Genomic DNA, 14,727 nt, shown 5'->3' on the forward strand with positions numbered 1-14,727 from the left:
TTTCCGTTCAAGGACCGCAGCCAATGCCAACACCCGCTGACCCTGTGCACCTTACTAGCGGTTTGCCCTCTACCGATCCGGTAACGCTGGAACAAAACTGGCGTCAGACCCCGCAATTGCTCGCTGCGCTCAAAGCGGCGCAATTGGGTGCATGGTGCTGGGACATGGAAAGCGGCGACATCAGTTGGTCCGAGGGCTCCCACGCCTTGTTCGGCCTGCCGGCAACCCAGACCTTGCCGGGCAACCTCAATCAGTTATCGGCCTTGCCGTTCGATGATTGGCCCAAGGCTCAGCAGGCCTTTGATGCGGTGATCAAAAATGCCCCCCAGGAGCGCAGCACTCACCACCGCATTCGCTGGCCAGACGGCACCCTGCACTGGCTGGAGATCCGGGGCAGCCGGGTGCCCACCGCCGATGGCAAGCCCCGCATGATGGGCGTCCTGCAAGAAGTCACCCAACAACGCCAGCGCCAGCAAGCCCTGAACAACTCGGAAGAACGCTTTGCCACCCTGTTTCACCTGTCACCGAACATGGTGCTGTTGGTGCGCCTTGAAGACGGGCTGATCAGCGAAGCCAACCATTGCTTTGAAAGCCTGCTCGGCTGGCCGGTTCAGCACGCCATTGGCCGGACCACGCTGGAGTTGGGGCTGTGGCCCGACCCGCAGCAACGCAACGCTTTCATCCAGGCGATCCGCCGCGAACAGGCACCGGTGGACATGGAAGTGCAATTGCGCGGCCGTAACGGCCAGTTGCATGGCGGGATCCTCAGCGCCCAAAAAGTCGAACTGGAGGGTGAGGAATACCTGGTCAGCACGTTTCTCGACACCAGCGAACGCATCAAGGCCGAGCAAGCGCTCAAGGACAGCCAGGAGCGACTGGACCTGGCCCTCGATTCAGCGCAGATGGGCACCTGGGACTGGCACATTCCCAGCGGCCAGCTCTACGGCTCGGCGCGCGCCGCCCAGTTACACGGTCTGGAGGCTGTGGCGTTCAACGAATCGTTCGAGGCGTTTTTTGAAGGGGTGCCCATCGAGGAACGCTACAACATGCGCAACGCCTACCGCTCCTTGCGCGAAGGCCCGGCCGGTAATTACCAACTGACCTACCGGGTTCAGCTCGAAAACGGTGCCTCGCGTTACCTGGAAAGCCGCGCCCGCCTGTACCGTGACGACGATGGTCAGCCACTGCGCATGGCGGGCACCCTGCTCGACATCACCGAACAAGTGGAGCGCGAGCAACGCCTGATCGCTTCCGAAGAAAAGTTTGCCAGCGTGTTTCAGACCAGCCCCGACCCCATTTGCGTGCTGCAGGCCGTCAGCGGTGAGGTGATGGAGATCAATGCCAGTTTCAGTCAGACCTTTGGCTGGGACATGAACGATCTGCGCGCAGACCCCGACCACCAGGCCACACATTTACGACCCTTGCTGGCTGCCATTCAGGGCCCGGCGCAGCACAACCTGACCGTCTCGTTATTGCACAAAAATACCGACCCCCTGACGTGTGTGGTGTCCAGCCGTTCCATCGAACTGGATGGGCACGCCTGCATGGTCGCCACCTTGCGCGACATCACCCAGCAACAGCGGGCCGAAGCCGTGCTTAAAGCCAGCGAAGAGAAATTCGCCAAGGCGTTTCACTCAAGCCCCGACGCCATCACCATCAGCGACTACGCCACCGGCTGTTACCTGGAGGTCAACGACGGCTTTACCCGGCTGACCGGTTATACCAGCGCCGAAGTCATGGGCCGCAGCCCTTACGAACTGGGGATCTGGGGTGACAGCTCGCTGCGTCAGGCGCTGCTGGACGAACTGGAAGAAAAAGGCCGTATCAGCAACCGTGAAATCCTCGGGCGCTCACGCCGTGGCGATCTGCTTAACGTGGAGATCTCCATCGAACGCATCACCCTCAACGACACCGCTTGCCTGCTGCTGATCGCCCGTGACATCAGTCAATTGAAAGCCGCGCAGGCGCAGGTGCGTCATCTGGCCTATCACGACCCGCTCACCAACCTGCCCAATCGGGCCTTGCTGATGGATCGCCTGACCCAGCAAAGCGCCCTGCTGTCGCGGCATGACATGCGCGGGGCCCTGCTGTTCCTCGACCTGGATCACTTCAAGCACATCAACGACTCGCTCGGGCATCCGGTGGGCGATGCGGTGCTGAAAATCATCACCGCCCGGCTTGAAGCCAGCGTGCGGGTCGAAGACACCGTGGCGCGACTGGGCGGCGACGAGTTTGTGGTCTTGCTCAGCGGCCTGCACGGCTCGCTGGAGGAAGTGACCCGGCACGTGCGCGCCACGGCCGACACGCTACGCGAATTGTTGGCCGAGCCGATGTTTCTCGATGGCCAGCGCCTGCAAGTCACCCCCAGTATCGGCATCGCGCTGATTCCCGACCACGGCGCCAACCCGGCCGACTTGTTCAAGCGCGCCGACATTGCCCTGTACCGGGCCAAAGATTCGGGGCGCAACACCACGCAACTGTTTCACCCCGACATGCAGGCCGCCGCCAGTGAGCGCATGCGCATCGAAAGTGATTTGCGCACCGCCTTGGCACGCAACGAATTCAGTCTGCACTATCAGCCGCAGGTCGATGCACGCACCCAACGCATCGTGGGCGCCGAAGCGCTGGTGCGCTGGCAACACCCGCAACTGGGGCCGCAGTCGCCAAGCGAGTTCATCAAAATCCTTGAGGACAGCGGGTTAATCCTTGAAGTCGGCACCTGGATTCTGGATCAAGCCTGCCGCGATTTCGGTGCCTTGCTCAATGACGGCCTGATCCAGGCCAAAGATTTCAGCTTGTGCGTGAACATCAGCCCGCGCCAGTTTCGCCAGAGCAACTTCGTTGATCGCGTTCAACGCAGCCTGCTGACCCATGACCTGCCCAGTTCCATGCTCAAACTGGAAATCACCGAAGGCATCGTGATCCAGAACCTGGAAGACACCATCGCTAAAATGCATCAGCTCACGGCCATGGGCGTGAGCTTTGCGATGGACGATTTTGGCACCGGTTACTCGTCGCTGACGCACCTTAAGCGCTTGCCGGTCGACACGCTGAAAATTGACCAGTCATTCGTGCGCGATGCCATCAACGACCCGAATGACGCGGAAATCATCCGCGCCATCGTGGCAATGGCCCATAGCCTGCAGCTCAAGGTGGTGGCCGAAGGCGTCGAACGGCAACAGCAGTTGCAGTTTTTACAGAGCCTGGAATGCCACATCTATCAGGGCTATTTGCACAGTCGCCCTGTACCGATCGACGCGTTTCGCACCCTGCTGAAGGCCTGACGCCGTAGGGGCTAGAGGTTGGGGTTGACCCGTTTCCAGGCCAGGTTGGCGAGCTTCATCGAGCCATTGAAGTTCACGGGCACGTCCGGCGCCAGGTACAACATGTCGCCTTCAATGCGGCAGGTACGCACTTGACGTTGCCCACGCCAGTTGGGAAAGAAGCTGACAAACATTTCGTGCTCCAGCAGTCCGCGCGCTTCATCCACATAAAACGGGCCGCTGTAGGCAAAGTACGTTTTACCCGCTTCTTTGTACTCATGTTCACTGGCATCAAACGGGTCATTGCTGGCCAGGTCATTGCGGCCGGGCGGACAGAATTGCGCCGACATATAGCCGTCAGGCGTATACAGGATGATCCCTTCCGGGGTCGTGCCCATGGGGTGGGATTCAACACCGGTGTTGGTATCGCGCTCCACAAAACTCACCAGTTTCCAGGCGCCGATCAGCGCATTTCGGTCTACGGTAGACATGGCATGCATTTCCTTTGCATCGGGATGGGAGAGCAAGGCCTGATCGCCAGGCTCCGCGAAACCGACAGCGTAGACGGCGAAGCGGCAACGTCCATCTATAGGCATTGCCACTTATCGAATTCCCCCTCAAACGGACTAGTCCGCAGCCGTTGGCGCTGTGAAATAATCCGGCCCCACAGATCAACAAGAACAATAAGGACGCCTCATGCACACCTCTGACATCTTTATCCTCAGCGCTCGGCGCACCGCCATTGGCACCTTCGGCGGCGCGCTGAAAGACGTGCCCCTGTGCGACCTCGCCACCGTTGCCGTGACGGCCGCGCTGTCCAGCAGTCAGGTTGATCCCGAACGCATCGGCCACGTGGTGATGGGCAATGTCATCCCTACTGACCCCCACGACGCCTACGTGGCGCGGGTCGCGGCGATCCGCGCAGGCATCCCCAAAGAGACCCCGGCCTTCAACGTCAATCGCCTCTGCGGCTCGGGCCTGCAAGCCGTGATTTCAGCAGCCCACACCGTGATGCTCGGTGACGCCGAATTTGCCATCGGCGCCGGGGTGGAATCCATGAGCCGCGGGCCCTACCTGCTGCCTGCTGCACGCTGGGGGGCGCGCATGGGCAACGGGCTGATGCAGGATTACATGCTCGGGGTGCTGCACGATCCGTTTCAAGGCATGCACATGGGCATCACTGCCGAGAACATCGCTGAACGCAACGGCATCAACCGCGAAACCCAGGATGCCCTGGCCTACGCCGATCAGCAGCGCGCCGCTCATGCACTCGAACACCACTTTTTTGATCAGCAAATAGCCCCGGTCGAGATCACGACACGCAAAGGCAGCACGCTGTTCAGTGTCGATGAACACCCGCGCGCCACCACCCTTGAGCAATTGGCAAGCATGCGCCCGGCTTTCAAGAAAGACGGCACGGTCACGGCCGGTAACGCCTCGGGCCTGAACGATGGTGCCGCCGCCCTGGTGTTGGCCAGCGCCAGCGCCGTGACCTCGGGCAACCTCGCGCCCATGGCGCGCCTGGTGGCGTACGCCCATGCCGGGGTGGAACCCGAACTGATGGGGCTGGGCCCGATTCCGGCGACGAAACTGGCCCTGAAACGCGCTGGTTTGAGCATCAACGACATGGACGTGATCGAAGCCAATATCGCCTTCGCAGCCCAAGCCTGCGCCGTGATGCAAGCGCTGGACATGGACCCGGCCAAGGTCAACCCCAATGGTTCAGGCATCGCGCTGGGCCATCCGGTGGGCGCAACCGGCGCGATCATTGCGACCAAGGCCATTCATGAATTGCACCGCATTCAGGGCCGCTACGCATTGGCCACCATGTGCATCGGCGGTGGACAGGGCATCGCGGTGATTTTCGAACGGGTCTGACTGCTTGGCGGCTAGCGCCTTAGGTGCGGGATATCTGGCGGGAATGACACAGACAAGCGCAACGAAGCTGACGCGTTGAGCGTCAGCTTCCTTCCCGGTTACTTGCCAGCCGTCAGGGTGGTGTAACTGGTGATCAGGTTGCGGTAGTCCGGGATATGGTTGGAGAACAGCGCCCCCAGCCCTTCCACATCGTTGCGCCAGTCGCGGTGCAGCTCACAGGCCAGGCCGAACCAGGTCATCAACTGCGCACCGGAGGCCGACATACGATCCCACGCCGAGTGGCGAGTGATTTCGTTGAACGTACCGGACGCGTCCGTCACCACAAACACTTCGTACCCTTCAGCCAGCGCCGAGAGCGCCGGAAAGGCCACGCACACCTCGGTCACCACGCCCGCAATGATCAGTTGCTTTTTGCCTGTGGCCTTGACGGCCTTGACGAAATCTTCGTTGTCCCAAGCGTTGATCTGCCCCGGCCGGGCGATGTACGGCGCGTCGGGGAACTGCGCTTTCAACTCCGGCACCAGCGGGCCATTGGGGCCTGTTTCAAAACTGGTGGTCAAAATGGTCGGCAACTTGAAATACGCGGCCAGATCGGCCAGTGCCAACACGTTGTTCTTGAACTTGTCAGGGTCGATGTCCCTAACCAACGACAGCAAACCCGCCTGATGATCCACCAACAAAACGGCGGCATTGTCCTTGTCCAAACGCTTGTAAGAAGTCGTCACAGGGTGTTCCTCTCATGGGTAATTCAAAAAAACGGGCCATGACCCTTCATGGCCCGGACGTGCGGTTTAACGCGTTGCAACACTCAGATCAGGCGGGCATACGACCAAAACGGCCCGACTGAAAATCCACAAACGCCTGCTCAATCTCGGCCTCGCTGTTCATCACAAACGGGCCGTGACCGACGATGGGCTCGTCAATCGGTTCGCCGCTAAGGATCAAGAACACCGCATCCTGATCGGCATCGACATGCACCTGAGTGCCATCACGATCGAACAAGGCCAACTGGCCTTCGCGTGCCATCTCTTGGCCATTCAGTTGCACGGCGCCCTTGAGCACCACCAGTGCGGTGTTGTGGCCTTCGTGCAGATCAAACGTAGCCGACTTGCCCGCCTGCAACCGGATATCCCACACCTGGATGTCAGTAAAGGTGTGCGCCGGGCCACGGTGACCGTCGAATTCACCGGCAATCAGGCGCAGCCGTCCGGCGTTGTCCTTGAGGGCTACATCCGGGATGTCCCGGTCCAGAATGCCCTGATAACCCGGTGCGGCCATTTTGTCTTTGGCGGGCAGGTTGACCCACAACTGGACCATCTCCAGGGTGCCGCCACGGCGGGCGAATGCCTCGGAATGGAATTCTTCATGCAAGATCCCGGACGCCGCCGTCATCCATTGCACATCACCGGGGCCGATCACCCCACCGTTACCGGTGGAATCGCGGTGTTCGACTTCGCCCTTGTAAACGATGGTGACGGTTTCGAACCCGCGATGCGGGTGTTGCCCTACGCCGCGACGCTGAGTAGTCGGCGTAAATTCGGCGGGTCCTGCGTAATCCAGCAACAGGAATGGGCTGATGTGTTTACCCATCTGGTCGTAAGAAAACATCGTGCGTACCGGGAAACCATCACCGACCCAGTGGCCACGCGGCGCTGTGTAAATGCCAAGAATGTGTTTCATCGTGTACCTCCTGTAATTCATGGCAACAGCTTAGATTCGATGCGTTTTGTCGACTAGACTGCGTTTTTAAACCTTAGCGTTCTATTTGGAGAACGATGGTGGAAGACCTCAACACGCTCTATTACTTCACCCAAGTGGTCGAACACCGCGGTTTCGCCGCCGCCGGCCGGGCGCTGGACATGCCCAAATCCAAACTCAGCCGGCGCATTGCCCAGCTGGAAGAGCGACTGGGGGTACGGCTGATACAGCGTAGTAGCCGCCACTGTTCACTGACGGAAATTGGCCAAGAGTATTACCAGCGGTGTCTGGCCATGCGCATCGAGGCCGAAGCGGCAGCTGAAGTCATTGAACGAAATCGCTCCGAACCCCAAGGCATTGTGCGTTTGAGCTGTCCGACCTCGCTGCTCAACTCGTGGGTCAGCGCCATGCTCACGCGCTACATGCTCAAGTACCCATTGGTGGAGCTGCACGTTGAAAGCACCAACCGCCGGGTGGACGTGATCGAAGAGGGTTTCGACATTGCGATCCGCGTGCGCTTTCCGCCGCTGCAGAACAGTGAGCTGGTGATGAAAGTGTTGGGCAACAGCCTCCAGAGCCTGGTCGCCAGCCCGGCGCTGCTGCCGCGTTTTTCCAACCCGCCCGGCCCCGCCGACCTGAGCGGCCTGCCGAGTTTGTTTTGGGGCTCGGCCCGTCGCGACTACGCCTGGGAACTGTTTGGTCCCGACGGCGCCACCGCCTTGATCCCTCACACACCCAAACTCATCACCGATGACCTGCCCGCCCTGTGTCAGGCCGCCGTGGCAGGCCTGGGCGTGGTGCATCTGCCCAATGTGGTGGTTCGCGATCAAATCGCCAGCGGTCAATTGGTCAACGTGCTGCCGGACTGGGCGCCCAAAAGCGGGATCGTGCACGCGGTATTCCCCTCGCGCCGGGGATTACTGCCTTCAGTGCGTACGCTGATTGATTTTCTGGCCGAGGAATTCAGCCACAGCGACGTGGTTTGACGCATCGGAACGTGATGGACGCCCCTGCCTCTAAATTAATGCCACTGCCCCTCGTTCTTTCCAGATAGCAAAGGCCGCGCGCCTGCCCCTTGACGGCGGATTTCTACTGAGATGGCAATGACTCAATCACGTTCTAAAAAAGCCCTGCTGTTCGGTCTTCCTCTGGCCCTGGCCGCCGCCATCGGTGGCGGCGTGCTGGTGTGGGACACGTTTTACCGGGGCAATCCGGGTTACCCGCTGAAGATCATCAAGCAGGCCGACGCGCTTCAGGACCGCATCCTGTCGTTTGACAGCCACATCACGGTGCCACTGGAGTTCGGCACGGCGGGCAACGAAGCCGACAAGGACGGGCCGGGGCAGTTTGACCTGGCCAAGGCCGCCAAGGGCCGGTTATCCGGCGCGGCACTGACCGTGTTCGGCTGGCCGGAAATCTGGAACGGCCCCAACGCGCCGCACCGCCCGACCGCCGGCTTCGTCGAGGCCGCGCGTAATGAGCAGCAGGCGCGCTACCGGATCATCACCGGCATGGTCCGCGACTTCCCCAATCAGGTCGGCATCGCCTACACCCCGGATGACTTGCGACGCCTGCACGGCGAAGGAAAATTCGCCATCTTCATCAGCATGCTCAACGCCTACCCACTGGGTAACGACCTCAATCAGCTGGACATGTGGGCCGCACGCGGCATGCGCATGTTCGGTTTCAGCTACGTCGGCAATAACGACTGGGCCGACTCCTCGCGCCCGCTGCCTTTTTTCAACGACACGCCTGATGCCCTCGACGGTCTGTCTGAAACCGGCAAGCAAGCGGTACGACGCCTGAACGATCTGGGTGTGATTATTGATGTGTCACAGATGTCGACCAAGGCACTGGAGCAAGTCAGCCAGCTCAGCCGCACGCCGATGGTGGCCTCGCACTCGGCCCCGCGGGCGCTGGTGGACATCCCGCGCAACCTCAGCGACAAAGAAATGCAGCTCATCAAGGACAGCGGGGGCGTGGTGCAAATCGTCGGCTTCCCGACCTACCTGCGCCCGCTTGGCCAGGACAGCCAGGCCAAACTCAACACCCTGCGCAGCCAGTTCGATTTGCCGCCGCTGCACAACCTGGAAATGGCCCTGATGCCGGGCGACCCGATCATTACCGTCTGGCCCGAGCAGCGCTTCGGGGAGTACGCGGCCGGGCTGTACGCCATCGTCGAAGAAGAACCGAAAGCCACGCTCAAGGATTACGGCGACGCGATTGATTACGCGGTGAAGAAAATCGGCATCGACCACGTGGGCATCAGTTCCGACTTCAACGACGGCGGCGGACTCGATGGCTGGAAGGATGTCAGCGAAACCCGCAACGTCACGGCCGAGCTGTTGCAACGCGGCTATTCGGAAGCCGACATCGCCAAATTGTGGGGCGGCAACTTCCTGCGCGTGTGGGACACCGTGCAAAAAGCCGCCAAACCTGTCTCTCTTCAATAAGTGAACTTGCTGACCATGTTGACGCTGAATCCGCTGAATCCGCTGTATCGCTTCTCGCTGGCTGCCCTGTTGTGCAGCCTGCCCGCCCTTGCCCACGCAGACGAACCGGCCAGGCCGGGGACGGTGTTCAAGGACTGCAAGGACTGCCCGCAGATGGTGGTGTTGCCCACGGGCAGCTTCATGATGGGCACCCCGGACGATGAAGTCGGCCGCGAACCCGATGAGGGGCCGCTGCACAAGGTGACGTTCAGCAAGCCACTGGCCATCAGCCGCTTTCAGATCACGGCCGCCGAATTTGACGCCTACATCAAGGACACCGGGGTCAAGATTGCTGACGGCGACGACCGCCCGGGACGCGAGTGCGTTGCCAGCAAGCCGCGCTACCCGCAGGGTCCACGCCAACCGGCGGTGTGCATGGACTTCGACGATGCCCAACACTACGTCAGTTGGCTGTCGAAAAAGACGGGCAAACCCTACCGCATGGTCAGCGAAGCCACCCGCGAGTATGCCGCCCGGGCAGGCTCCACCGGCCCATTCCCCTTCCCTATGGATGAAGGCAAGGCCTACAGCATCGCCAAACATGCCAACACGTACGGCCCGACGGATGGCTACAGCTACACCTCTCCCGTGGGCAGCTACCCGCCCAATGCGTTTGGGGTGTATGACATGCACGGCAACGTGTACGAGTGGCTGGAAGACTGCAAACACAACGACTACGTGGGCGCCCCCACCGACGGCAGCGCCTGGGTGACGGACAGCACCTGCGAACTGCGCCAGATACGCGGCAACGACTGGGGCGAGGCGCCGGTCTTCTCCCGCTCCGGCAACCGCAATGACATCTACCCGCAGACACGGGGAGACTGGGTGGGCATGCGGGTACAGCGCGAGCTTTAACGTCCGGGTGGGCACTGCCCCGTCATCGCTGACAAGCTGTGCGGGGCAGCGTCAAGGTGCCGGGCTTGCCTGATCGAGCGACGCACGCGCACTGGACGATCCCTTTGCCCTCAACCGCCGCCTCGCGGCTCGGCACTGACCCACGCTAAATCCATGGCCCAATCACTCGTTCACAAGAGACTGTCCTTACCTTGATCCAAGGAACTCTTGTTTATGAGCCAGCCCGCCACACCCCGACCCAACCCCGGGGTTCTTCGAGAACTGTTCCATCTGCTCAAGCCGTTCCGGCTCATTGTCAGCTTGTCCGTCCTGCTAGGCATGGTCGGCGGCCTGAGCGTCACGGTGTTGCTGGCCACCATCAACAGTGCCTTGCACACCGAGGGCGGCCTGACCCAGCAGGTGGTCGCCCTGTTTGCCGGGCTGTGCGTACTGGCGCTGATCAGCACCATTTGTTCGGACATCGGCAGCAACTATGTCGGCCAGCACATCATCGCCCGGCTGCGCAAAGAGCTGGGGGAGAAGGTCCTGTCAGCGCCGATCGCGCAGATCGAGCGCTATCGCAGCCATCGCCTGATCCCCGTCCTGACCCATGACGTCGACACCATCAGCGACTTCGCCTTTGCCTTTGCGCCACTGGCGATTTCCCTGACGGTAACGCTCGGCTGCATGGGCTACCTGGCCATGCTCTCGTGGCCGATGTTCCTGATGATGCTGGTGGCCATCGTGATCGGCACAGTGATCCAGTACATCGCACGCGGCTACGGCCTGAACGGCTTCAATGAAGCCCGCGAAGCCGAAGACGATTTGCAAAAGCACTACAACGCCATTGCCGAAGGCGCCAAGGAACTGCGCATACACCGCCCGCGTCGCCAGCGCATGTTCGTTGCGGGCATCCAGCGCACGGCGCAAAAAATCTGCGACATTCAGGTGCGCTCGATCAACACCTTCGTGATTGCCAAAAGCCTGGGCTCGATGCTGTTCTTCGTGGTCATTGGCCTGGCGCTGGCCATGCAATCGGTGTGGCCCAGTGCCAACCCCGGTGTGATCAGCGGCTTTGTACTGGTGTTGCTGTACATGAAAGGCCCGCTGGAGCACCTCATCAGCACCCTGCCGATCATCAGCCGGGCGCAAATCGCCTTCCGCCGCATTGCAGACCTCTCCGAGCAGTTCAACTCCCCTGAACCGCACCTGCTGCTCAGTGAACCCGCTGCCCAGGACAAGACCGTCAAGCGCCTGGAGCTGGTGGATGTGGGCTACAGCTTCCCGCCTGTGGACGGCAGCGCGCCGTTTCGTCTGGGGCCGGTCAACCTGACGGTCAATCAGGGCGACATTGTGTTCATCGTCGGTGAAAACGGCTGCGGCAAAACCACGCTGATCAAGCTGTTGCTGGGCCTGTACGCCCCCCAACAGGGCGAAATACGCCTCAACGGGCATGCCGTGACGGCCCAAAGCCGCGACGATTACCGGCAGTTGTTCACGACGATTTTTGCCGATTACTACCTGTTCGACGACGTGGTGCAAGGCGACATGCACATCCCGCAGGATGCCGAGCAGTACCTCAAACGTCTCGAAATCTCCCACAAGGTCAGCATCAACGACGGTCAGTTCAGCACCACTGACCTGTCGACCGGCCAGCGCAAGCGCCTGGCATTGGTCAACGCCTGGCTCGAAGAGCGCCCGGTGCTGGTGTTTGATGAATGGGCGGCCGATCAGGACCCGACGTTCCGCAGGATTTTCTACACCGAACTGCTGCCGGACCTGAAGCGATTGGGCAAGACCATCATCGTCATTTCCCACGACGACCGTTATTTCGACGTCGCCGACCAATTGGTGCGCATGGACAGCGGCAAGGTCAGCACGGCGCTGGAACCCGCCTGAAGCCCCTTCCCTGCAGGCGTTAACGTGCTGATGCCTGCAGGGAGACCGTGCTGAAAAAATAAATCTTCGCTTTTTCAGGAACTTCTTTCCGGTTTCTCAATCGCGCTGCGTCTAATAACTATTCCCATTAACAAACAATAATCCCCTCCTTCGGAGCTTCGGCACGTAATGCAACGACCAAACTTGAGACGGACCCCGCTTTCGATCGCTACCCAGCGCCAGACCGTTCGCCGCACGCTGTTGTCCAGTGCGTTGGTAGCCTCGGTGCTGCTGGGTTCATCCCTTGCTCAAGCGGCCCCGGTGGCCTTGAACATCCCGGCACAATCGCTGGCCAACGCGCTGAACGAACTGGGCAAGCAGGCCAACCTGCAGATCCTGTACAGCGCCGATCAGGTTCAAGGGATCAAATCGCATTCCGTGTCCGGTTCGCTGGAACCGGTCAAAGCCCTGGAAACCCTGCTGCAAGGCAGCGGCATGTCCTACCAGCTCAACGGCGACACCGTCATCCTCAACGCGCCACAGGGCAAAGGGCTGGAGCTGGGGGCTACGACCATTTCCGGGCAGGGCCTGGGTAATTCGCTGACCACCGAAGGCACAGGTTCCTACACAACGGGCGCCACCAGCAGTTCGACCAAACTGCCGCTCTCGATTCGGGAAACGCCACAGACCGTGACGGTCGTCACCCGCCAGAACATGGATGACCAAGGCGCACAGAGCATTGGTGATGTGCTACGCAACGCGCCGGGCATTTCGACCCAGGCGTATGACAGCGACCGCATGGAGTATTCGGCCCGCGGTTACGCCATCACCAACTTCCAGTACGACGGCGTTAACTCGATGTACGACGGCGTTTTCGACGAGGGCGCCACCAAAGTCGATATGGCCTTGTATGACCGCGTCGACATCGTCAAAGGCGCAACCGGCCTGTTGTCGGGCTCAGGCGAGCCTTCAGCCACCGTCAACCTGATCCGTAAGAAACCGACCCGTGAATTCAAGGCTTCGATTACCGGCAGCGCGGGATCGTGGGACAACTACCGCACTGAAGGCGATATTTCCGGGCCGCTGAACGAAGACGGCAGCGTGCGCGGGCGTTTCGTCACCGCGCTTCAGGACGCCGATTCCTACCTCGACCATTACTCAAAAAAGAACCAGGTGTTCTACGGCATTCTTGAAGCCGACATCACACCCGACACGCTGTTCACCTTTGGCATGGACTACCAGGACATCAAGCCGCGAGGCTCGTCCTGGACCGGCAACCCGTACTACTTCTCCAACTACACCAAGACCGATTTCAGCCGCTCGTTCAACCCGGCCACCGACTGGAGCCGTCGCGATGTGCAGGCGCGTACCACGTTCGCGTCGCTGGAACACCGGTTCGCCAATGACTGGAAAATCAAAGGCACCTTGAACCAGCAGGTCAACGATCACGACACACAGTTGGGCTCGGCCAGTGGCGACATGCCCGATCCGGTCACGGGCGAAGGCATGTTCTTCTATTGGGGCAAATGGGAAGGCCACCGTGTCCAGAACACATTCGATCTCAACGCAACCGGCCCCTTCAGCCTGTTTGGTCGCGAACATGAGTTGGTCGTAGGCTATACCTCCCAAGAGTCCCGTCAAACCGGAGCAACCTTTGACGGCAGCCTGTTACAAAAAGTGCCGGGCAGTATTTTCGACTGGAGGGGCAAATACCCGAAGCCGGACTTCCCGAAAAACGGCAAGTACGAGACCAATCAAAACCAGAACAGCGCTTACATCGCCGCACGCTTTAAACCGACCGACGACCTGTCGTTGATCCTCGGCAGCCGTGTCAGCGACTTCCAGTACAACAGCACCTACAAGTACTACGTACAGGCACCGCCTACCTTTGAGGACAACAAAACCACGTCCAAACAGCATGGCCGGGTGACGCCTTACGCCGGTGCCGTGTATGACATCAACGACACATACTCGGTGTACGCCAGCTACACCTCGATTTACAAACCGGTCACCGACAGAAGCATTTCGGGCACCACCCTGGCGCCCACGGAAGGCAACAGCTACGAAATCGGCCTCAAAAGCGAATATTTCGACGGTCGCCTGAACGCCAGCATTGCGGCGTTCCGCACCGAGCAGAAGAAACTGCCGATCCAGATCGGCACCAACCCCAATACCAACGAGGGCATTTTCGAATCCCTCGACGGTGCGACCACCAAGGGTGTGGAATTCGAGCTGAGCGGTGAAATCATGCCGGACTGGAACATCAGCGCCGGTTACACCTACGCCCAGACCCGCTCGGACGACGGTGAGCGCGTGTACGGTTATCCGCTGGAAACCACCAAACCTGAAAACGTGGCCAAACTGTTTACCACTTACCGCCTGCCGGGCGTGTTGAATAAGGTCACCGTCGGCGGTGGCGTGAACTGGCAAAGCCCGTTCTACGGCAAGATCTACAACAATGCCAAAGGCGACTACGACATCATCGAGCAAGACAGCTACGCGCTGGTCAACCTGATGACCCGTTACGAGTACAACGAACACCTGACGTTCAACCTCAACGCCAACAACGTGTTCGACAAGAAGTACCTGACCGGACTGGGCAACTTCAACACCACCTACTACGGTGAGCCGCGCAGCCTGATGTTGACCACCAAGTACACGTTCTAAGCGTCACTGGCATCACC

Annotated in this window: 10 protein-coding genes; 7 read left to right on the forward strand and 3 right to left on the reverse strand. The window is 60.3% G+C overall.

Annotated features, from left to right (window positions below; genetic code table 11):
* The first annotated feature begins 23 nt into the window (after positions 1 to 23).
* A complete protein-coding gene (locus tag BKD70_RS19335; RefSeq protein ID WP_047275580.1) occupies positions 24 to 3,284 on the forward strand; it encodes a bifunctional diguanylate cyclase/phosphodiesterase in 3,261 nt (1,086 codons plus the stop codon).
* 11 nt (positions 3,285 to 3,295) lie between these two features.
* Here BKD70_RS19335 and BKD70_RS19340 read toward each other — a convergent pair whose 3' ends face one another.
* Entirely contained in the window at positions 3,296 to 3,754 is a 459-nt protein-coding gene (locus BKD70_RS19340; protein ID WP_047275582.1) for a lipocalin-like domain-containing protein, read from the reverse strand.
* Between the two features lie 205 nt (positions 3,755 to 3,959).
* On the opposite strand from BKD70_RS19340, the gene BKD70_RS19345 reads away from it, so the two are divergent.
* Positions 3,960 to 5,141 (forward strand): acetyl-CoA C-acyltransferase family protein, encoded by a 1,182-nt coding sequence (locus BKD70_RS19345; protein ID WP_047275584.1) that lies wholly within the window; start codon positions 3,960 to 3,962, stop codon positions 5,139 to 5,141.
* A gap of 98 nt (positions 5,142 to 5,239) precedes the next feature.
* Here the strand turns inward: BKD70_RS19345 and ycaC are convergent, their stop codons facing one another.
* Together ycaC and BKD70_RS19355 are read right to left on the reverse strand one after the other, a co-directional pair.
* The gene (ycaC, locus tag BKD70_RS19350; protein ID WP_047275586.1) at positions 5,240 to 5,866 is read right to left on the reverse strand and encodes an isochorismate family cysteine hydrolase YcaC; all 627 of its coding nucleotides are present in this window, start codon (positions 5,864 to 5,866) and stop codon (positions 5,240 to 5,242) included.
* Between the two features lie 88 nt (positions 5,867 to 5,954).
* Entirely contained in the window at positions 5,955 to 6,821 is an 867-nt protein-coding gene (locus BKD70_RS19355) for a pirin family protein (RefSeq protein ID WP_047275588.1), read from the reverse strand.
* A gap of 95 nt (positions 6,822 to 6,916) precedes the next feature.
* Here BKD70_RS19355 and BKD70_RS19360 point away from each other — a divergent pair, with 95 nt between their 5' ends.
* The 5 genes from BKD70_RS19360 (at position 6,917) to BKD70_RS19380 (ending at position 14,710) form a co-directional block, all read left to right on the forward strand.
* The gene (locus tag BKD70_RS19360) at positions 6,917 to 7,825 is read left to right on the forward strand and encodes a LysR family transcriptional regulator (protein WP_080960215.1); all 909 of its coding nucleotides are present in this window, start codon (positions 6,917 to 6,919) and stop codon (positions 7,823 to 7,825) included.
* 117 nt (positions 7,826 to 7,942) lie between these two features.
* Positions 7,943 to 9,292, forward strand: a complete 1,350-nt coding sequence (gene pvdM, locus BKD70_RS19365; RefSeq protein WP_047275590.1) for a pyoverdine-tailoring dipeptidase-like protein PvdM — start codon at positions 7,943 to 7,945, stop codon at positions 9,290 to 9,292.
* A 24-nt stretch (positions 9,293 to 9,316) separates the two neighbouring features.
* The gene (locus tag BKD70_RS19370; RefSeq protein ID WP_371914012.1) at positions 9,317 to 10,186 is read left to right on the forward strand and encodes a formylglycine-generating enzyme family protein; all 870 of its coding nucleotides are present in this window, start codon (positions 9,317 to 9,319) and stop codon (positions 10,184 to 10,186) included.
* Between the two features lie 213 nt (positions 10,187 to 10,399).
* Positions 10,400 to 12,064 (forward strand): cyclic peptide export ABC transporter, encoded by a 1,665-nt coding sequence (locus tag BKD70_RS19375; RefSeq protein WP_047275592.1) that lies wholly within the window; start codon positions 10,400 to 10,402, stop codon positions 12,062 to 12,064.
* A gap of 168 nt (positions 12,065 to 12,232) precedes the next feature.
* Entirely contained in the window at positions 12,233 to 14,710 is a 2,478-nt protein-coding gene (locus BKD70_RS19380) for a TonB-dependent siderophore receptor (protein WP_047275594.1), read from the forward strand.
* Positions 14,711 to 14,727 lie beyond the last annotated feature (17 nt).

This window comes from Pseudomonas sp. BS-2016 (genome assembly GCF_001806145.1).
Classification (GTDB): Bacteria; Pseudomonadota; Gammaproteobacteria; order Pseudomonadales; family Pseudomonadaceae; genus Aquipseudomonas; species Aquipseudomonas lundensis.